This window comes from Chryseobacterium urinae, from assembly GCF_030518295.1.
GTDB lineage: Bacteria > Bacteroidota > Bacteroidia > Flavobacteriales > Weeksellaceae > Chryseobacterium > Chryseobacterium mucoviscidosis.
The window spans coordinates 70,187-89,666 of sequence record NZ_JAULSJ010000013.1 but is presented as its reverse complement, the minus strand read 5'-3'; the positions used below and the strand labels follow the sequence as shown (position 1 = coordinate 89,666).

General features: G+C 36.9%; 16 protein-coding genes and 1 tRNA gene. 14 read left to right on the top strand and 3 right to left on the bottom strand.

Annotated features, from left to right (window positions below; translation table 11 throughout):
- Positions 1 to 61: 61 nt before the first annotated feature.
- From QWT87_RS10330 to QWT87_RS10315, 4 genes are all read left to right on the top strand, one after another.
- Entirely contained in the window at positions 62 to 658 is a 597-nt protein-coding gene (locus tag QWT87_RS10330) for a TetR/AcrR family transcriptional regulator (RefSeq protein WP_302715962.1), read from the top strand.
- Between the two features lie 361 nt (positions 659 to 1,019).
- Entirely contained in the window at positions 1,020 to 2,180 is a 1,161-nt protein-coding gene (locus QWT87_RS10325; protein WP_302715961.1) for an efflux RND transporter periplasmic adaptor subunit, read from the top strand.
- A 217-nt stretch (positions 2,181 to 2,397) separates the two neighbouring features.
- Positions 2,398 to 5,580: an efflux RND transporter permease subunit gene (locus QWT87_RS10320; protein WP_302715960.1), complete on the top strand. Its 3,183-nt coding sequence runs from the start codon at positions 2,398 to 2,400 to the stop codon at positions 5,578 to 5,580.
- 290 nt (positions 5,581 to 5,870) lie between these two features.
- On the top strand, positions 5,871 to 7,283 hold the full coding sequence (locus QWT87_RS10315) for an efflux transporter outer membrane subunit (RefSeq protein WP_268055055.1): 1,413 nt from the start codon (positions 5,871 to 5,873) through the stop codon (positions 7,281 to 7,283).
- Positions 7,284 to 7,621: 338 nt separating this feature from the next.
- Here QWT87_RS10315 and miaA read toward each other — a convergent pair whose 3' ends face one another.
- On the bottom strand, positions 7,622 to 8,542 hold the full coding sequence (miaA, locus tag QWT87_RS10310; RefSeq protein WP_302715959.1) for a tRNA (adenosine(37)-N6)-dimethylallyltransferase MiaA: 921 nt from the start codon (positions 8,540 to 8,542) through the stop codon (positions 7,622 to 7,624).
- A gap of 222 nt (positions 8,543 to 8,764) precedes the next feature.
- Between miaA and QWT87_RS10305 the strand changes: the two genes are divergently transcribed.
- The 3 genes from QWT87_RS10305 to nadA all read left to right on the top strand — a co-directional run bounded on the left by QWT87_RS10305 (position 8,765) and on the right by nadA (position 11,388).
- The gene (locus QWT87_RS10305) at positions 8,765 to 9,622 is read left to right on the top strand and encodes a YicC family protein (RefSeq protein WP_302715958.1); all 858 of its coding nucleotides are present in this window, start codon (positions 8,765 to 8,767) and stop codon (positions 9,620 to 9,622) included.
- Between the two features lie 76 nt (positions 9,623 to 9,698).
- Complete coding sequence (gene gmk, locus QWT87_RS10300) at positions 9,699 to 10,262, top strand: guanylate kinase (RefSeq protein ID WP_185208351.1); 564 nt, start codon at positions 9,699 to 9,701, stop codon at positions 10,260 to 10,262.
- A gap of 106 nt (positions 10,263 to 10,368) precedes the next feature.
- Positions 10,369 to 11,388, top strand: coding sequence for a quinolinate synthase NadA (gene nadA, locus QWT87_RS10295; RefSeq protein WP_302715956.1), 1,020 nt, complete (start codon positions 10,369 to 10,371; stop codon positions 11,386 to 11,388).
- A 34-nt stretch (positions 11,389 to 11,422) separates the two neighbouring features.
- Here nadA and QWT87_RS10290 read toward each other — a convergent pair whose 3' ends face one another.
- Both QWT87_RS10290 and QWT87_RS10285 read right to left on the bottom strand, forming a co-directional pair.
- Positions 11,423 to 11,611, bottom strand: coding sequence for a hypothetical protein (locus QWT87_RS10290; protein WP_087712301.1), 189 nt, complete (start codon positions 11,609 to 11,611; stop codon positions 11,423 to 11,425).
- Between the two features lie 19 nt (positions 11,612 to 11,630).
- Positions 11,631 to 11,828 (bottom strand): bacteriocin-like protein, encoded by a 198-nt coding sequence (locus QWT87_RS10285; protein WP_185208345.1) that lies wholly within the window; start codon positions 11,826 to 11,828, stop codon positions 11,631 to 11,633.
- Between the two features lie 448 nt (positions 11,829 to 12,276).
- On the opposite strand from QWT87_RS10285, the gene thrA reads away from it, so the two are divergent.
- The 7 genes from thrA (at position 12,277) to QWT87_RS10250 (ending at position 19,375) form a co-directional block, all read left to right on the top strand.
- Positions 12,277 to 14,721, top strand: a complete 2,445-nt coding sequence (gene thrA / locus QWT87_RS10280; RefSeq protein WP_302715953.1) for a bifunctional aspartate kinase/homoserine dehydrogenase I — start codon at positions 12,277 to 12,279, stop codon at positions 14,719 to 14,721.
- A gap of 10 nt (positions 14,722 to 14,731) precedes the next feature.
- The gene (locus QWT87_RS10275) at positions 14,732 to 15,655 is read left to right on the top strand and encodes a homoserine kinase (protein WP_302715952.1); all 924 of its coding nucleotides are present in this window, start codon (positions 14,732 to 14,734) and stop codon (positions 15,653 to 15,655) included.
- A gap of 10 nt (positions 15,656 to 15,665) precedes the next feature.
- The gene (gene thrC, locus QWT87_RS10270; RefSeq protein WP_302715950.1) at positions 15,666 to 16,967 is read left to right on the top strand and encodes a threonine synthase; all 1,302 of its coding nucleotides are present in this window, start codon (positions 15,666 to 15,668) and stop codon (positions 16,965 to 16,967) included.
- Between the two features lie 5 nt (positions 16,968 to 16,972).
- Entirely contained in the window at positions 16,973 to 17,335 is a 363-nt protein-coding gene (gene folB / locus QWT87_RS10265) for a dihydroneopterin aldolase (protein WP_273075536.1), read from the top strand.
- Between the two features lie 32 nt (positions 17,336 to 17,367).
- A complete protein-coding gene (locus tag QWT87_RS10260) occupies positions 17,368 to 18,732 on the top strand; it encodes a DUF4403 family protein (RefSeq protein ID WP_302715949.1) in 1,365 nt (454 codons plus the stop codon).
- 27 nt (positions 18,733 to 18,759) lie between these two features.
- Complete coding sequence (locus QWT87_RS10255) at positions 18,760 to 19,245, top strand: RDD family protein (RefSeq protein ID WP_302715948.1); 486 nt, start codon at positions 18,760 to 18,762, stop codon at positions 19,243 to 19,245.
- Positions 19,246 to 19,301: 56 nt separating this feature from the next.
- Positions 19,302 to 19,375, top strand: a tRNA-Cys gene (locus tag QWT87_RS10250).
- Positions 19,376 to 19,480 lie beyond the last annotated feature (105 nt).

Here is a 19,480-nt window from a genome sequence, read left to right as displayed (position 1 = left end):
TTGTTTGGAAGATATTCTCAAAAGTTTGTAATTTTGCTAACACTGTTAGTAATTAAAAATCATGGGTCTGCACGAACGTCGGCAACGGGAAAAAGAAAATATACGCGCCAGTATTCTGGATGCTGCGTTTTCTTTGGCTAAAACCGAAGGATGGGCATCCCTTTCCATGAGAAAAATTGCTGATGCCATAGAATACAGCGCACCGGTGGTTTATGATTATTTTGAAAACAAAGAAGCGATTTTGTATGAAATTTCGCTGAATGGTTTCAACTGTTTACACATAGAATTACTGAAAGCCCAGAGAGAATATGAAGCTCCTGACGAACAACTGAAAGCTATTGTGGATGCTTACTGGAAGTTCGCATTTAACAACAAAGAGTATTATCAGCTAATGTTCGGATTGGGAATGCAGTGCAGCGGAAAAGGAATGATGAAGGAAGAATTTTCTTCTTTCCAGAATATGCTTTACGAGTGTACATACGAGATTATTAAGAAAAACGGATCAAATCCGGATAATGCCTGTCATATGTCACACGCCTTATTTTCAGCAGTTCATGGCTTGATATCAATTATGATGATGCGTAATGACGATATTCCTTCTACCATGAACAAAACGACTTTAGATGAAACAGTTTCTGCTTTCATTAAGTCTTTATAAATTTTTTTGAACTAAAAATTAACACCGTTAGGAATATTAACATCCATTAATGTAAATTATTCATTTAAACCGAATTAAAAATTAAAAAACCAATCTTGCAGAATGTAAACAATTAATTATTGATCTTTTTTTACTTTAACAATTAACACCGTTAGCAAAAGTAACACACTTCACACCTCATATAAGTCATATTTAACCAACATTAAAAAGTTCTTCTCATGGAAACAACGATCTGAAAGTCGACATTAAGAATTCTGTAATTTTTTTTGAACTAAAAATTAACACCGTTAGAAAAAATAACAGAATTCAACTTAAAAACATCACTACTTAATCTAACACTTCATTAAAAATTAAACTCAAAATGAAAATATTTGGAAAAATAAGATTCATTGTACTTCTCTCAGGAATTATCCTTTTACAAAACTGTACAAAGGTTGCAGAAGGAGCCAACGCTGCTCCACCCGCTCCAGAACTGCCCGTTTATACCGTCATTACATCTCCGGCAACAACCTATCAGGAATTTCCTGCCGCTTTGGAAGGAAAAAACAACGTGGAAATCCGGTCTCAGGTCGACGGATATTTAGATAAAATCTATGTGGAAGAAGGCGCTTACGTAAGAGCCGGACAGCCATTATTTAAAATAGATTCCAGAGCTTACGGAGAGCAGATGAATATGGCAAATGCCAACTTACAGGTTGCCAATGCCAATATCCAGAAAGCTAAAGTGGAAGTTGACAGGCTGGAACCTCTTGTTGCTGCAAAAGTCGTTTCTGAAGTACAATTGAGAACGGCAAAAGCAAATTACGCCGCCGCAGTTGCCGCCGCTTCACAGGCGAAAGCTTCCGTTGGAGGTGCAAGAATCAATATCGGATTTACAACCATTACGGCTCCGGTAAGCGGATACATCGGAAGAATTACTCACAAAAAAGGAAGTCTGATCTCCAGAACAGATGTGAATCCGCTGACTTTACTATCAGACATCAGCGAGATATATGCTTACTTTTCTTTAAGCGAACTTGATTTTATCGCTTTTCAGAATAAATATGAGGGCGCAAGTTTAGAAGAAAAACTGAAAAATATGCCGATGGTGGATTTGGTGATTGCCGACAACAGTGTCTATCCGCAAAAAGGAAAAATGAGCATCGTAGACGGACAGTTCGACAAATCTACAGGAGCAATCAGCGTTCGTGCAGTTTTCCCAAATGCCAACGGAACGTTGAGAACAGGAAATACAGGCAGAGTTCGTATGCCTCAATTGATATCAAATGCAGTAGTCATTCCGCAGGAATCTACGTTTGAAATTCAGGATAAAACCTATGTTTACGTGGTTGGCAAAGACCAGAAAGTAACCGGTAAACCTGTAAAAATCTCAGGAAAAACTGAAAACTACTATTTCATTTCCGAAGGAATAAAACCGGGAGAAAAAATCGTATTCACCGGAATCGGAATGTTAAAAGATGGTGCTTCTATCAAGCCGAAAGCGATTTCATCCGACAGCTTACTGAAAGCAAAACCATTATAACCGTTTAAACTTCTTTAACCACAAAAGTCATATAAGATTTTAAACACTTAAGTTATTGTAAGTTAAAAAGCAATCGCTCAATAAGTATATGTAAGTTTTTGAAAATATTTGATTTACATTTTTGTAAACTTTTTAATAACCTTAAAAAATTACCATTGTTTTTTGTTCCTTTTGCGGTAAGAATATCGTTTAAACCACATTAAAAAATAAACTTCTTATGTTAAAACAATTTATAGAAAGACCGGTACTCTCTACCGTGATCTCCATAATACTTTTATTATTGGGGGCACTCTCCCTCTTTAATTTACCCATTGCTCTCTTTCCGGATATTGCTCCGCCGAGCGTTCAGGTAACGGCATTTTATCCGGGAGCAAATTCGGAGGTTGTCGCACGTTCTGTAGCTACGCCTATCGAAGAAGCAGTGAACGGGGTTGAAAACATGACGTACATGACTTCCAATTCCAGTAACGACGGTACGATGACGCTGAATGTCTTCTTCAAGCAGGGTTCTGATGCAGATAACGCAGCAGTAAACGTACAGAACCGAGTATCGAAAGCAATGAGCCAGCTTCCGCAGGAAGTAGTTCAGGCAGGAGTTTCTACGCAGAAAGTACAAAACAGTATGATCATGTTCATGGGGTTATCCAGTAACGATCCTAAACAATATGACGAACTTTTTTTACAGAATTATCTGAAAATTAATATCATTCCGCAGATTCAGCGTATTCCCGGAGTTGCTCAGGCGCAGGTTTTCGGAACGAGAGATTATTCCATGAGACTCTGGCTGAAACCGGACAGATTAACAGCAAACGGACTTTCGCCTCAGGAAGTTCTGAACGCAGTAAAAGATCACAATTTAGAAGCCGCTCCCGGTCGTTTGGGACAGGGAAGCAAGGAAACTTATGAATATATTTTAAAGTATAAAGGAAAATTAAACAAGAACGAAGACTACGAAAACATTGCTATTAAAGCCAATACAGACGGTTCATTTTTAAGATTAAAAGATGTGGCAAGAGTAGAATTCGGATCTTATACCTATACAGCAGCTAACAGAGTGGACGGGAAACCGGTAGCCGGATTTGCGATTATGCAGACTGCCGGTTCCAACGCCAACGAGATCTTAACAGAAATTGAAAAACAGGTAGACCAGTTCAAAACAACGCTTCCAAAAGGAGTGGAACCGATCATCATGTACAATTCTAAAGATTTCTTAGACGCGTCGATTCATCAGGTTGTTGAAACTTTAGTGATTGCATTTATCCTTGTATTCATTGTGGTGTATATTTTCCTTCAGGATTTCAGATCTACTTTAATTCCTGCCATTGCGGTTCCTGTTGCGATTATCGGTACCTTCTTTTTCTTACAGTTATTTGGTTTCAGTATCAATATGCTGACTTTGTTTGCCTTGGTACTCGCGATTGGTATTGTGGTGGATGATGCAATTGTGGTGGTAGAAGCCATTCACTCCAAAATGGAACATACCGGAATGCCTGTGGAACAAGCCACCACAAGTTCGATGAGTGAAATTTCCGGAGCCATTATTTCCATTACTCTGGTGATGTGTGCCGTGTTTATCCCGGTTGGTTTCATGCAGGGACCTGCAGGAGTTTTCTACAGACAGTTTGCCTTTACACTGGCAATTGCCATTATGATTTCTGCGGTGAATGCCTTAACATTAAGTCCGGCTCTTTGTGCTTTATTATTAAATGATCCTCAGGGAGAACACGGTGAACATGGCAAAAAAACAGGTTTCGGAGCGAGATTTTTCAATGCTTTCAATACGAGCTTTAATAATTTAACTAAAAAATATATTTACAGTCTTAAATTTTTAATTAAAAACAAATGGGTTGCCGTCGGAGGACTGGTTTTGCTGACTGCCGCAAGTGTTTTCTTAATTAAAAAAGCACCGTCAGGATTTATTCCTACCGAAGATCAGGGTTTCATTTTGTATGCCGTGAATACTCCTCCGGGAAGTTCACTAGACAGGACTCACAACGCAACAGAGCAGATCGATAAAATCATCAACGGTGAAAAAGCGAAAAAAAATCTCTGGGTTGCAGACGGTCTGAACTTCATCAGCAACGCCAATGCTTCTCCGTATTCCGCAGGTTTCATTAAATTAAAAGACCATGATCAGCGAGGTGAAATCAGTGATCCCGATCAGATTGCAGCAGGATTAACAGGGAAAGTTTCGCAGGTGAAAGATGCCAATGCATTCTTCTTCAACTTCCCTACCGTTCAGGGATTTGGTAACGTTTCCGGTTTTGAATTTATGCTTCAGGACAGAACGAACGGCTCTTTGGAACAATTAGGAACCAACACTCAGGCTTTCATTGGAGAATTAATGAAACGTCCGGAAATTGCCTTCGCGTTTACAACGTATGCAGCAGGAAATCCTCAATTCACGATTGAGGTGGATAATGATAAAGCCAATCAGTTAGGAGTTTCAATTACAGAATTAATGCAGACAATGCAGATCTATTACGGAAGCAGCTTTGTTTCAGATTTCAACCGATTCGGAAAATACTACAGAGTAATGGCTCAGGCTGATATTCCTTACCGTACGGATGCAAATTCTCTGGAAGGAATTTATGTTAAAAATAAATCAGGCGAAATGGTTCCTGTAAAAACATTGGTGACTTTAAAAAGAAGTTTCGGTCCTGAGACAGTTACGAGAAACAACCTGTTCAATGCTGTGACGATCAACGGAACACCGAAGCCGGGTTACAGTACCGGAGATGCGATTAAAGCAGTGGAAGAAGTAGCCCAGAAATCACTTCCGAGAGGTTATGGGTACGAATGGACAGGAATCACCCGTGAAGAGATTAAAACAAGCGGACAGACTACTTTTATCTTTATGTTAAGTATTTTGTTTGTCTATTTCTTACTGGCAGCTCAGTACGAAAGTTACATTCTTCCGTTTGCCGTTATTTTAACGATTCCTACAGGTATTTTCGGAGTATTTGCTTTCACAGGACTGGCTGGAATTGATAACAACATTTACGTTCAGGTCGGATTGATCATGCTGGTCGGATTATTAGCGAAAAATGCAATCCTTATCGTAGAATTTGCCGTACAGCGAAGAAATGCGGGACGATCTTTATTAGAATCCGCTCTTCAGGCTTCGAGATTACGTTTAAGACCGATCTTAATGACCTCGTTTGCCTTCATCATCGGGATGCTTCCGTTAGTTTGGACTCAGGGAGCCTCTGCAAAAGGAAATCATTCCATCGGGATGAGTACTGTGGGCGGAATGTTAACAGGGGTTGTATTCGGAGTATTCATTATTCCTGTGATGTTTGTGATTTTCCAGTATTTACACGAAAAAATGCCGAGCAGAAAAAAGAAAAGACTTCAAAGACAGAAACTGGAGGAAGAACTTTTAGCTGCCGCTCATTAATATATGATTGACAAAACTTTGAGAATTTAATATTATTTGAACCATTAAGATTTTGATTAAGGAGTTTAGAATATTAAGTGAGCTACGCTTTAGCAGAATATTTATTAAAAAATCTATTTGATTTTCTTAATTAAAACTTAACTCCTTAAATGCTTCTTAATGGTTCAAATAAAAAATAGAGAAGAAACTATTCAAACTAAAATCATAAAAAGCAAAGCATTTTTTCCTACTAAAGACTGCTTTGAAGAAATTTCTCAAAGTTTTGTAATCCATTAAAAATTTAAACCTTTATGAAAAGAATAAAAAATATCATCATCACTTTTGGACTGGCTTTGGTTTCAGTCTCCTGTGTGTCGAAACTGGCATACAAGGAGCCTGAACTGGAGCTTCCCGAAACCTTTAAATATACAGCAACAGCCGATACCGCAAGTGTTGCGAACCTGGAATGGAAACAGTTTTTCAGCGACCCGATGCTGCAAAACTTAATCGAAAAAGGAATTAAAAACAATTACGATTTACAGATTGCTTTAAAACAGGTTGCTTCTTCACAGGAGAAATTAAAACAGGCAAAATATCTTCAATATCCCGATGTTGGTTTCGGAGTTTCCGCACAGATCTCAAAACCTTCCAAAAACAGCATGAACGGACAAAGTCTGAACTTATTTTTAGGAAAAAGCTATGTTGAAGATTACAATGCAGCGTTCAATTTATCCTGGGAAGCTGATATTTGGGGAAAAATTAAAAATCAGCAGGAAGTTTCAAAAATGCAGTATCTGCAGACTTATGAAGCAACAAAAGCCATTCAGACACAGGTTGTTGCAGCCATTGCGCAAGGATATTACAATCTGTTGATGCTGGATAAACAATTGCAGATTGCCCAATCTAATCTGGAACTCAGCAACCGTACGCTTTCCCTTACAGAAAAATTATGGCAAAGTGGTGACACCACTTCTTTAGGCGTTCAGCAGGCAACGGCTCAGAAACAATCGACTGAACTTTTGATTACGCAACTGGAACAAAATATTGCGATTCAGGAAAATGCTCTGAGTATTCTGGTGGGTGAAAATCCAAATAAAATCGACAGAACGATTGAAATGTCTGATACTTCTTTACCACAGGACATTTCCGCAGGACTTCCCGCAGCAATGGTAAGCCGTCGTCCGGATGTCCGTCAGCAGGAACTGGTTTTACTGGAATCCAATTCTATGGTAGGAATTGCGCAGGCAAACATGTACCCTTCCTTAAAAATTACGGCAAATGGCGGCGTCAATTCATTTAAGATTGATAACTGGTTTCAGATTCCGGCTTCATTGTTCGGTTCTGTTTTGGGAGGACTGACTCAGCCGATTTTCCAGAAAAGACAATTGAAAACAGATTTAAATGTGGCTAAAATTCAGAGAGAGAAAAACGTATTGGCGTTCCGTCAGTCGGTTTTAAATGCAGTGGGTGAAGTTTCTGATGCTTTGGTTTCCAATGAGAGTTTAAAAGTTCAGGAACAAAAAGCAACGGAACAGGTGGCAACCTTAAAAAACGGAATCAAAAGTGCCGAAATGCTGTACAAAGGCGGAATGGCAAACTATTTAGAAGTAATAACAGCTCAGGGAAATTCACTGCAGGCAGAGCTTAATCTGGCGTCTGTGAAAAGGCAGAGATTGAGCAGTATTGTAGATTTGTACCGGGCTTTAGGAGGCGGTTGGAAGTAGTAAATTAAAATTATATTGTTATGGGATGCAGTCTTTAGGGGCTGCATTTTTTTGTTTAAATTAAATTTTTTAACCGCTCGCATTGTCATTCTGAACATAGACTAAAAATCTACGAACGTAGCTCAGAAATGGAGTGAAGAATCTATAATATTTTCGTAGAGATTCTTCCTTCGTCAGAATGACAATCTGCGAAAATTTTGAACCATTAAGAACATTTAAGGAGTTAAGTTTAATTAAGAAAAAAATCAAATAGATTTTTCAATCAGCACTATATTAAAAGCGAAGCCAATCTTAATATTCTAAACTCCTTAACAAAAATCTTAATGGTTCAAAAAGATTTATTTTTGAAATTCATCATTAATATAACCAATCAAACCATCAAAATTCTCCCGCGAATATCCCAGTTGCAGATAATGAATATCATCCGCTTTCCGATACCAAGTCAATTGTCGTTTTGCGTATCTCCGGCTGTTTTTTTTAATTTCGGAAACGGCAAAATCAAGATCCCATTCTCCATCAAAATATTTGAATAATTCGGAATAGCCAACCGTATTCAAAGCGGTGAGATGTTTAAATTTCTCCAGACTTTTTGCTTCTTCCAATAAACCTTTTTCCATCATCATATCCACTCTCCTGTTAATCCGGTCGTACAACTCTTCTCTCGGCGCTTCAATTCCGATCCGGACGGTTTTAAAATCTCTGGAATCCTGCGAAACAGCTATTAGTTCAGAATATTTTTTATTCGTCTGCCAAATAACGTCGATAGCCCGCAAAAGTCTTCTGTGATTGTGAAAATCGACTACCGCAAAATATTCGGGATCGAGTTCTTTCAGAATTTCCTGAAGTTTTTCGATTCCTTCTTTTTCGAAAATTTTCTGTAATTTTTTCTGATTGTTTTCATCCGCTTCAGGCAAATCATTCAACCCTTCAATCACCGCTTTTTCATACATCATGCTTCCGCCCACCAAAATAACGGTTTCATATTTTTCAAAAAGTTCATTGAGTTTTTTTAAAGCATCTTCCTCATATTGCCCGATCGAATAATATGCTTCCACCGAAAGATTTCCGATAAAATGATGAGGTGCTTCGGCAAGTTCTTCAGCAGACGGTGAAGCTGTTCCGATTTTCATTTCCCTGAAAAACTGTCTTGAGTCACACGAAACAATCTCTGTACTGAAATGTTTTGCCAGATCAATTGCCAGTCTTGTTTTACCAATTCCGGTGGGTCCTACAACAGAAATTAAATTTTTCTTTTTCACCGCGCTAATTTACGAAAATGAGTTTATTTAATTGGCTGGAAGATGGGGAAGAACAAAGATGGATGTTAAAATAGGTATTCAATAATATCCACAACAATCTTCCCGCCCCCTTCTTCCCTATTCCCTCTTCCCTCTTCCTTCTTCCTTCTTCCCGCCTCCCTCTTTCAACATTAGCCAAACTATACAACTTAATTGTTTATCTTTGTAGGACAATAAAAAACTATGATTTTATCAATGACCGGCTTTGGTAGAGCCGAAGACGTTTTTGAAGGTAAAAAAATTACCATCGATATTAAATCACTGAACAGTAAAAGTTTTGATTTAAATATCAAAATTCCTTTAAGATATAAAGAGAAGGAATTTGAGGTAAGAAAAATTCTGAACGACAGAATAATCCGTGGAAAAGTAGACTGCTACATCAATATAGAAAATCTTGAGGAGTCCAACGATGTGAAAATCAATAAAAGTTTAATTGATTCTTACATGAAGGAGCTGAAAAACATTGCTTCAGACGGACCCGATTTTGAATATCTGAAAATGGCGGTAAGACTTCCGGATGCGATTACTTCAAGACCGGACGAATTATCCGAAGGCGAATGGGAAGCTTTGGCAAAAATTGTAAATGCAGCAGTGGATCGTTTTGAAGAATTCAGAAGAACGGAAGGTAAAATTTTGCATGAAGAGCTTGAAAGAAATATTCAGAATATTGATAAATATTTAGGTGAAGTTATTCCGTTCGAAGAAGACAGAATTTCTGCCGTGAAGGAACGTTATCAGAAAACTTTAAAAGAATTTGAGAACGTAGATGAAACGCGTTTCTATCAGGAAATGGCTTATTTTACGGAAAAACTGGATATTTCGGAAGAAAAAGTAAGACTTTCCCAACATTTGAAATATTACAAGGAAGTAATGGACAATGAAGATTTCAACGGTAAGAAACTTGGATTTATTTCTCAGGAAATCGGTCGTGAAATCAACACATTAGGTTCCAAAGCCAATCATTCGGAAATTCAGAAACTGGTCGTGATGATGAAGGATGATTTAGAAAAGATTAAAGAACAAACGTTGAACGTACTATAAATTAGTTGATGGTTTTTAGTTGATGGTTGTTGGATTTTTTACTGCTATCAACTATAATCTATCAACCAACAACTATATGAATAAAGTTATCATATTTTCAGCACCTTCAGGAAGCGGAAAAACAACACTGGTAAAGCATTCTCTGGAGGTTTTTAATGAACTGCAGTTTTCGATTTCGTGTACAACGAGACAGCCGAGAGGCAGTGAAGTTCATGCGGTGGATTATCATTTTTTAACGCCCGATGAATTCAGACAGAAAATTGCGGAAGATGCTTTTGTAGAATTTGAAGAAGTGTATACCGACAAATATTACGGAACATTAAAATCTGAAGTAGAAAAGATCTGGAATCAGGGAAAAGTGGTTATTTTTGATGTAGATGTAAAAGGCGGAATTTCCTTAAAGAAGTATTTCGGAGAACAAGCTTTGTCGATTTTCATTGAACCGCCTTCCATTGAAGAATTGGAACGAAGATTGATCTCAAGGAACACAGATGATGCAGAGACAATCAAAACACGTGTTGAAAAGGCAGAAGAAGAAATGTCTTACGCAAAGGAATTTGATAAAATCGTCATCAACAGCGATCTGAACGAAGCAAAAAAAGAAATAGAAAGTTTAATAAAAAATTTTATTGGAAGTTAAAGACCGGATGATGGAAACGGAAAGCTTGAGGTTTATTATAAAACGTCAAAATTCTAATTTTTAATTCCTATTTTTTAATTTCTGATTCTAAAACATTGAGGTTGATATGAGTACCGAAACATTAGAAAAAGCTAAATCTGCGATCCCTGTAAGAGGATTTCTGGATATAAAAGATATAGCAATTCCTCAAGGAGAAGAGCTTGTACAGGCAATTCTTAAATTGAAAAAAGAAAAAAACGCCGTTATTCTGGCGCATTATTACCAACCCGGAGACATTCAGGATATTGCTGATTTTCTGGGAGATTCTCTGCAACTGGCAAGACAGGCAAAAGATACGGATGCGGACATGATTGTTTTCTGCGGAGTTCATTTCATGGCGGAAGCGGCGAAGATTCTGAATCCGACTAAAAAAGTAGTTCTTCCCGATACAATGGCAGGATGTTCATTAGCAGACGGATGTTCCGGAGAAGGTCTGAGAAAAATGCGCGAACAGCATCCAAATGCTTTGGTGGCAACCTACATCAACTGTAACGCAGAAACGAAAGCGGAAAGTGATATTATTGTTACCAGCTCAAATGCTGAAACGGTAATTGAAGCTTTACCGATAGACCGACCGATAATTTTCGCACCGGATAAAAACTTAGGGAGATATTTATCTCAGAAAACAGGACGCGATATGATTCTTTGGGACGGAAGCTGCATCGTTCACGAAGCATTTTCTATGGAAAGAATTGCAAAGCAACTGGCTGAGAATCCTGATGCAAAATTAATTGCACATCCTGAAAGTGAAGAAGCGGTTTTAAAGCTGGCTCATTTTATAGGTTCCACTTCTGCCCTGTTGAATTATGTTGAAAAAGACGACTGTCAGAAATTCATCATCGCTACAGAAGAAGGAATTCTTCACGAAATGAAAAAACGTGCTCCTCATAAAGAATTAATTCCTGCTTTGGTTTTTGATGAAAGCTGTAACTGCTCGGAATGTTTCTACATGAAGCGCAATACCATGGAAAAATTGTATTTATGTATGAAATATGAGCTTCCGGAAATCAACATCGATGAAGATTTAAGATTAAGAGCTTTAAAGCCCATCGAAGCGATGCTTGATCTTTCTAAAAGTATAAAATAAATAAAAGCACTGTTTTGACAGTGCTTTTTTGTTTTTAGTTCCAGTTTTCAAAACAGTCTGCGCTTACATCTACGCACATCTGGCAGTTCTGTGATAATGAGAAGTAACTTGCACATGAAGCTGAATATTCCGGACCGTCCCCGTAATTATTCTGAACAGGACATCCTCCACAGTTTGTTGCTCCTTTAATTTCTTTTAATTTTGATCTTGATAGTTTTTTCATAATAATTATAATTGAGTTTTTAACCTTCTAATATTAAGCAGCTATTGGGATTAGACGGATCGTAGTTGTTAAGATAAAGACATACTCTTCTACCTCTCAGATCTGTACATACCGCACATCCTTTTGGACCACAATCCGAATCTACCACACAATTGTCTGTAATACCTCCGCTGATTGAACGCAGATTCTGCCTGTTCAGTTTTTTTAGATTTTTCATAATAATTAATTTGTTTTGGTGAATGCCTAAAATTAATAAAAAAACACAATAAATCACCTTTTATCGATAAATTAATTCTTATCTAGTAAAAAGCATTTATAATAAATCATTAAAAATCTAAAATTCAGAAACTTAATAACAAAATTTGTATTTTACAGGATGTTGACTGTATAAAAAAATTAGTTACAATTTGTGAAACTAATTCAACCAACCAAGTTAATTATTCAAAAAATTTGTACATTTGTTTGTACAGTAATGAATTTATTAATAAAAATATCAGATATTTCCACTCCGATTTTCTCTATTTCGGAAGTATCTTTTGTTTCTATTATTGCTACAACAACTACAACTACCCCATAACGGGGTGCATTTTCACATATCATTATAAGCCTGCGTACTCTTTTTCCTAAAGAGTAAAATTCAATTTTCTATAATTAAAAAACAAATAATGAAAGTTTTAAAATTCGGGGGAACTTCAGTTGCCCATTCACAAAATATAATGTTAGTAGAAAACATTATTAAAAAAGAATCTCGGAACAACAGAATTATCGTTGTCGTTTCAGCACTTCACGGGGTTACAGATCAATTGATAAAAGCTGCAGAAGCCGCTTCTCACAACAATGAAAATTATATTCACATCCTTAAAAATCTTGAAGAAAAACATTTAGACCTTGTTAAAGATCTTATTCCTTTTGCAGAACAGAGTTCATGGCTTAGTTTCGTGAAAAAGTATTTTAATGATATTGAGGACATCTGCAACAGCATTTTTATCCTGAAAGAGTTTACAGACAGAATCAAAGATAAAATTACATCGTACGGTGAATTTCTATCTTCAAACATTATCACAGCAAGACTAAAGTCAAATGGTTCGGATGCTTTCTGGATGGATTCTCACATCATTACAGACAGCAATTTCACCAATGCAAAAGTAAATTTTGAAGCTACAGAAGAAAATCTGACAAAATTTCTGAATGAAAATAAAAATCAGATCATTATTACTCCGGGATTCATTGCGAAAGATGCAAAAGAAAATGCCACAACATTAGGCAGAGGCGGTTCAGATTATACGGCATCAATCATCGCCTCTATAATCCATGCAGATGAACTTCAAATCTGGACCGATGTAAGCGGAATGATGACTTCAGATCCGCGATTGGTTTCCCATGCAAAACCTATTGCTGAAATTTCATATTCCGAAGCGATGGAACTTTCTCATTTTGGGGCAAAAGTTTTGTATCCTCCCACCATTCAGCCGGTAATGGTGAAAAATATCAATCTGAGAATTAAAAATACTTTCGATCCTGAAGCTCAGGGAACATTGATTTCTCATCATGTAAAAAAATCTCATTTAGGAAATGAACAAATTGCTGTCGGTGTATCCAATATGAGCCACATTGCTCTGCTTACTGTAGAAGGAAGCGGGATGATAGGCATTCCCGGAGTTTCCGCAAAACTATTTCAATGCCTGAGTCAGGAAAAGATTAATGTCATTTTAATTACCCAAAGTTCTTCAGAACACTCTATTACAATTGCGATCAGCGAAAAGGACATATTAAATGCAAAAAGTGCCATTGATTCTGCTTTTGAAGATGATTTAAAGCTCAAAAGAATTGATCCGGTAAAAATAGAAACAGATCTTGCGATTGTTGCTTTGGTGGGAGAAAACATGAAAAGCAGAAGCGGCGTAAGCGCCAAAATGTTCGGTTGTCTGGGAAATAACGGCGTCAATATCAGAGCAATTGCTCAGGGATCATCAGAAAAAAACATCAGCATTGTTATTTCAGAAAAAGATATTACAAAAGCGGTTAATGTATTGCATGAAGAATTTTTTGAGTCCGAAATTAAACAGGTACATCTCTACATCTGCGGAACAGGAAATGTGGGAATGAAATTAATTCAGCAGATCTATAGCCAGAACGACTATCTTAAAGAACACCTTCTTGTTAATTTAAGAATTGTAGGATTATCCAACAGCCGTAAGATGATTTTCTCAGACAAAGGAATTTCAGAAAATGAATTTACTGGCTTCGATCAAAATGGTCAGGAAGCTTCTGCGGAAAAATTTGCGCAGGAAATTATTTCAAGAAATCTAAGAAACTCTGTCTTCGTAGATGTTACCGCGAGTTCTGAAGTTCCGAATATCTATGAGCAACTTCTGAAGAGAAGTGTAAACATTGTTGCGTGTAATAAGATTGCCGCTTCTTCTGATTTTGAAAATTATAAAAATTTAAAAAATACAGCCAGAAACCATAGCTGTCAATTTCTGTTTGAAACCAATGTGGGAGCAGGATTGCCGATTATCGGAACAATTAATGATCTTATCCGAAGCGGTGATAAAATTACTTCGATTCAGGCGGTTCTCAGCGGAACTTTAAATTTTGTCTTCAATAATTACGACGGAAGCAGAACATTTTCTGAAATTGTAGCTCAGGCTCAAAAAGAAGGTTACACAGAACCCGATCCCCGACTCGATTTGGCGGGAACTGATGTTGCCAGAAAAATTCTGATTCTTGCCAGAGAAGCAGGTTATTCCATTGAATTTAATACCATTGAAAATGAAAGTTTTCTTCCTGAAGAATGCATGAAAGGAAGCGTAAACGACTTTTATGATGCACTTTACAAATATGAAGATCATTTCAGGAATCTTTTGGAGGAAGCAAAAAGTAAAGGCAAAATTTTAAAATATGTTGCTGAATTTAAAGAGGGAAAAGCAAAAGTAGGACTGAAACATATTGCTCCGGAAAGCGATCTCTTCCACCTGTATGGAAAAGATAATATCGTAATTTTCAAAACGTTGAGGTATTATAAACAGCCTCTTGTTGTAAAAGGAGCGGGAGCCGGTGCAGAAGTTACTGCAAGTGGTGTTTTCGCAGATATTCTCCGTTCAGTTTAAAAGTTAGATTATGAAAAAAGTTAAATTAAAAATTCCGGCTACCATTGCCAATCTGGTTTGCGGATTCGATATTTTAGGAATGGCAATCCATGAACCGTTTGATGTAATGGAACTGAAACTGCTGGAAACCTCTGAAATCATCATCAGACACACAGACGATTTCGGACTCCCGGAAGAAACGTCAAAAAATGTTGCCGGAAAAGTTTTATTGAAAATTCAGGAGGAATTAAACCTTAAAAACGGCTTCGAGGTAATCATTCATAAAAAGATAAAACCCGGAAGCGGATTGGGTTCCAGTGCGGCAAGTGCAGCAGGAGCCGCTTTTGGAGCCAACTGGTTACTGGGAAATATTCTCTCTAAAGAAGAAATGATTTATTTTGCCATGTTCGGTGAAGAATTAGCTTCAGGAGTGAAACATGCAGACAATATTACACCCTGTATTTTTGGTGGAATAACATTAATCAAATCTTCAAATCCTATTGATATTATTCCGCTGAATTCTCCGGACTTATTTGTAACAGCGGTTCATCCGCAGATTGAAGTAAAAACTTCTGATGCAAGACAGATTCTGAAGAAAAATATTCTTCTAAAGGATGCCATAGAGCAATGGGGAAATATTGCAGGTTTGGTTGCCGGAATTCAGAACAATGATTTCGGACTGATCGGAAGAAGTTTAAAGGATGTTATTGTAGAACCCGTAAGAAGCCTTCTGATTCCTAAATTTAATGAAATTAAAGAAAAAAGTCTCGGTTTAGGCGCTTTAGGCGGAGGGATTTCAGGTTCCGGACCTTCCGTTTTTATGCTTTCCGAAAACGAAAAAATTTCATACGAAATAGCAGAAATGATGAAATCTGTTTACAGTAAAATCAACATTGAAAGTTTCGCGTATGTCTCTAAAGTAAATCCTAAAGGAATAGAAATTATTGAAGAATAAAAATCAGCATATGAAGTATTACAATTTAAAAGATAAAGAAGAAGTTGTTGATTTCAAAACAGCTACCATAAAAGGACAGGGAAAAGAAAAAGGACTGTTTTTCCCAGAATACATCCCATTATTTGAAAAAGATTTTATTGAAAATTTAGATCTTTACAGCGATGTAGAAATTGCCTACCGATGCATGAAAGATTTTGTGGGCGATGAAATTCCTTCAGAGATTTTAAAAGAAATCGTTTCGGAAACCATCAATTTTGAAATTCCGTTGAAAAAAATCAATGAAAACATCTGTTCTTTAGAGCTTTTTCATGGACCAACTTTAGCCTTTAAAGATGTGGGAGCCCGATTTATGAGCCGCTGCCTCTCCTACTTTCTGAAAAGTGAGAATAAAAAAGTAACGGTTTTGGTGGCTACATCCGGAGATACAGGAGGAGCCGTTGCGAATGGATTTTATAAAACTGAAAATATTAATGTGGTTATTCTTTACCCAAAAAATCGGGTAAGCGAAGTTCAGGAAAAGCAGTTAACGGCACTTGGCGAAAACATTTCTGCTTTAGAAGTTGACGGCTGCTTTGATGATTGCCAGAATTTGGTAAAACAGGCTTTCTCGGATTCAGAAATTAATTCAAAATTATTTTTAACGTCTGCCAATTCCATTAATGTCGCAAGATGGCTTCCTCAGCAAATTTATTATCTGCTCGCGCTGAAGCAATGGAAAAAAACAGAAAATGGAAAACCTGTTATTGCCGTCCCAAGCGGAAATTTCGGTAATCTGTGTGCCGGAATTTTAGCTTATTTCCGGGGACTTTGTGTAGAACATTTTATTGCTGCGTGTAACGAAAACGATATTATTCCCAACTATTTAAGAACAGAAAAACTACAGATAAAAGAAACAGTAGCCACACTTTCTAACGCAATGGATGTAGGAAATCCGAGTAATTTCGTGAGAATTTTAACGCTCTTCGGGAATAAGTTTCAGGATTTAGCGGATATGATTTCAGGATATTCTGTGGATGATGAAAAAACATTAGCTGCGATTAAAAATGTGCATGAAAAATACAGTCATCTGCTCGATCCTCATGCTGCAGTTGCGTATGCTGCTATGGAAAAACACTTTGAAGACAATCCTAAAAAGGGCTTTATTCTGGGAACCGCTCATCCCGTAAAATTTCCTCAGGCAGTGGAAAAAGCCATTCAGACTTCAGTAGATTTACCCGAGTCTTTAGAATTATTAATGAAAAAAGAGAAAAAAAGTATTGAAATAAATCCAGATTTTGCAGAATTAAAACGATTTTTGCTTACAGAAATTTAAGAGCTATGAGCAGGATTTATTTAGAAAATGTAAAAATATACGCTTACCACGGTGTTCTTCCGGAAGAAAATATTGTTGGTACCTATTATATTGTAAATGCAGAACTTCATACCGATCTCTGGAATGCAGCAGCTTCTGATGATCTGAAAGATACCATCAGTTATGCAGACATCAATGATATCATTCATGAGGAAATGAAAATAAAATCTAAATTGCTGGAACATGTAGCAGGAAGAATCATCTTTAAAATTCATGAGACATTTCCGCAGATAGATTATATCAAATTAAAAATAACGAAAACAGCTCCGCCGATGAAAGGCGAAATGACAGGAGCAAGTATTGAGCTTGAAAAAAGTTTTAAGCCTTAAATTCTGATATTCATTTATAAAAAATCACACAATTGAAAGTTGTAAAAATAATATTTCTTCTGTTTTGTACGGCTGTTTCGGGACAAACAACGATGAGTTCTGAAGTTCCGAACTATAATTTTCCGAAAGTAAAATCCAGTATAACGATGCCGGTTGCCATTCCGCTTTCAGAAATCAGCAATATGATTAATGCATCGGTAAAGGATCTGATTTATCAGGATGATTCTTACACGGATAACGACAATGACCAGTTTAAAGTAAAAGTCTGGAAAACCGGCCCTATTCGTCTTGCAGGAGGAACGAATCAAAATATATTAATCGAAGTTCCTCTGAAAATATGGGCAGAAAAAGGCATCGGAACATTGGGACTTTATACGTACCAGAATACTACTTTTGAAACGGTAATGTCTTTTAATGCGGTATTAAATTTTCAGAATAACTGGACGATCACGACCAACACAAAACCTAACGGTTTCCGATGGGTAACCAAACCGGTTCTGGATTATGGAAGAATAAAAATCCCGATCACTTCTCTGGTGGAAAAGAGTCTGGTGGAACAACAGCAAAAGTTCTGTAAAACCATCGACAGCCAAATGGCAACCCAGCTCAACTTTCAGCAATATGCCGTAATGGCGTGGAATGTTTTCGCACAGCCTTTTAATATTTCTGAAGAATACAAAACGTGGCTGAAAGTTTCTCCAGTAAAAGTAAACATCACTCCTCTAAAATTTTACGCCAACCAGATTGATACCAACATTGGAATTGATGTATTTTCTGAAACATTTACGGGAAATCAGCCGGGTTCTGCTCCTGCGATAAAATCGGCTCCGGGTTTCACATTTATTCCGACTTTGGGAAACCAGTTTCTGCTTCAGACAACCGCCAATATTCCGTTTACAGAAGCGACCAATATTGCGAGAAATATGTTTTTGAATAAGGAATATGATGTAAGAGGTTCATCCGTAAAAATTAAAGACATTAAAGTATACGGCGTTGATGATAAGGTAATGATAGAAGCGGAAACCGAAGGGTATGTAAACGGAAAAGCGTTTATTTCAGGTATTCCGGTGTATGATGAAGCCAAAAAGAAAATTGTATTGTCTAACACAAAATTCAACCTGAAAACGGCAAATTTCCTTCAAAAAACAGCTACTCTCCTTTTCAAAGGACGAATCGTAAAAATGATTGAAGAAGAATACGGAATTCCTACTCAGGAATTGGAAAACAGTTCAAAGAAAAGTATTGAAGAAGCATTCAATAAAGAATATTATAAGGGCTTAAAAATGAACGGAAAAGTATTCAGCCTCAAACCCAGCAAAATCCTACTCAATCCTTACGGAATTACTGCCGTTATTGATACTAAAGCTACCTTAAAATTAACACTAACAGGAATTTAAAATTTATAAAAAAACTAATATAATCTTATGAAACATTTAAAAATTGTAGAATTCAATAGATCCAGTAAAGGAAAAAGATTTGTAAATTATATAATAGATCTTATTATTTTTTACATATTACTCTCATTAATCTTTGCTGTTTTAATCTTGATAAGTCCTGCTTTCAACGGATGGCTTTCAAATGCAGGTGAAATCGAACAAAGACTTCTAAGTATCGCGTCTTATGCTACTTATATGTTTTCAGTGGAAATGGTAACTGGAGGGAGAAGTGTTGGGAAGTTTATTACAGGTACTAAAGTAATAATGATTGACGGAACGAAACCTACCTTTGGACAGTTACTTTTAAGAAATATTTTCAGATCTATTGTTTTAATAGATCAGCTTTCGTTTTTAGGAGAAAATGGATTTCATGATTCCTGGAGTAATACGCGAGTTATTGATATTAAAAATTATGAGACTGAAAGACAGGCAAAAAGCGAAATAGAGAGCATTGGCACGAAAGAAATTGCTTAAAAATTTTTGTTCGAAAATAAATTTTACTATATTTGCACACCTCAAAAATGGTAAATGGTACTTTGGCCGAGCGGCTAGGCAGTGGTCTGCAACACCATCTACAGCGGTTCGAATCCGCTAGGTACCTCCAAACAAAACCCTAACTCATTTATATACAATGTTTTAGGGTTTTTTATTTAGTGTTTTTCCCCACATTTTCCCGACAATTTATCATTTTACAGATTTTCGCAACTGA

Bases quoted from the DNA above. Each gene is read 5' to 3' on its own strand.
- QWT87_RS10330 (WP_302715962.1), top strand. From the start codon at position 62: ATGGGTCTGCACGAACGTCGGCAACGGGAAAAAGAAAATATACGCGCC.
- QWT87_RS10325 (WP_302715961.1), top strand. From the start codon at position 1,020: ATGAAAATATTTGGAAAAATAAGATTCATTGTACTTCTCTCAGGAATT.
- QWT87_RS10320 (WP_302715960.1), top strand. From the start codon at position 2,398: ATGTTAAAACAATTTATAGAAAGACCGGTACTCTCTACCGTGATCTCC.
- QWT87_RS10315 (WP_268055055.1), top strand. From the start codon at position 5,871: ATGAAAAGAATAAAAAATATCATCATCACTTTTGGACTGGCTTTGGTT.
- QWT87_RS10305 (WP_302715958.1), top strand. From the start codon at position 8,765: ATGATTTTATCAATGACCGGCTTTGGTAGAGCCGAAGACGTTTTTGAA.
- gmk (WP_185208351.1), top strand. From the start codon at position 9,699: ATGAATAAAGTTATCATATTTTCAGCACCTTCAGGAAGCGGAAAAACA.
- nadA (WP_302715956.1), top strand. From the start codon at position 10,369: ATGAGTACCGAAACATTAGAAAAAGCTAAATCTGCGATCCCTGTAAGA.
- QWT87_RS10290 (WP_087712301.1), bottom strand. From the start codon at position 11,611: ATGAAAAAACTATCAAGATCAAAATTAAAAGAAATTAAAGGAGCAACA.
- QWT87_RS10285 (WP_185208345.1), bottom strand. From the start codon at position 11,828: ATGAAAAATCTAAAAAAACTGAACAGGCAGAATCTGCGTTCAATCAGC.
- thrA (WP_302715953.1), top strand. From the start codon at position 12,277: ATGAAAGTTTTAAAATTCGGGGGAACTTCAGTTGCCCATTCACAAAAT.
- QWT87_RS10275 (WP_302715952.1), top strand. From the start codon at position 14,732: ATGAAAAAAGTTAAATTAAAAATTCCGGCTACCATTGCCAATCTGGTT.
- thrC (WP_302715950.1), top strand. From the start codon at position 15,666: ATGAAGTATTACAATTTAAAAGATAAAGAAGAAGTTGTTGATTTCAAA.
- folB (WP_273075536.1), top strand. From the start codon at position 16,973: ATGAGCAGGATTTATTTAGAAAATGTAAAAATATACGCTTACCACGGT.
- QWT87_RS10255 (WP_302715948.1), top strand. From the start codon at position 18,760: ATGAAACATTTAAAAATTGTAGAATTCAATAGATCCAGTAAAGGAAAA.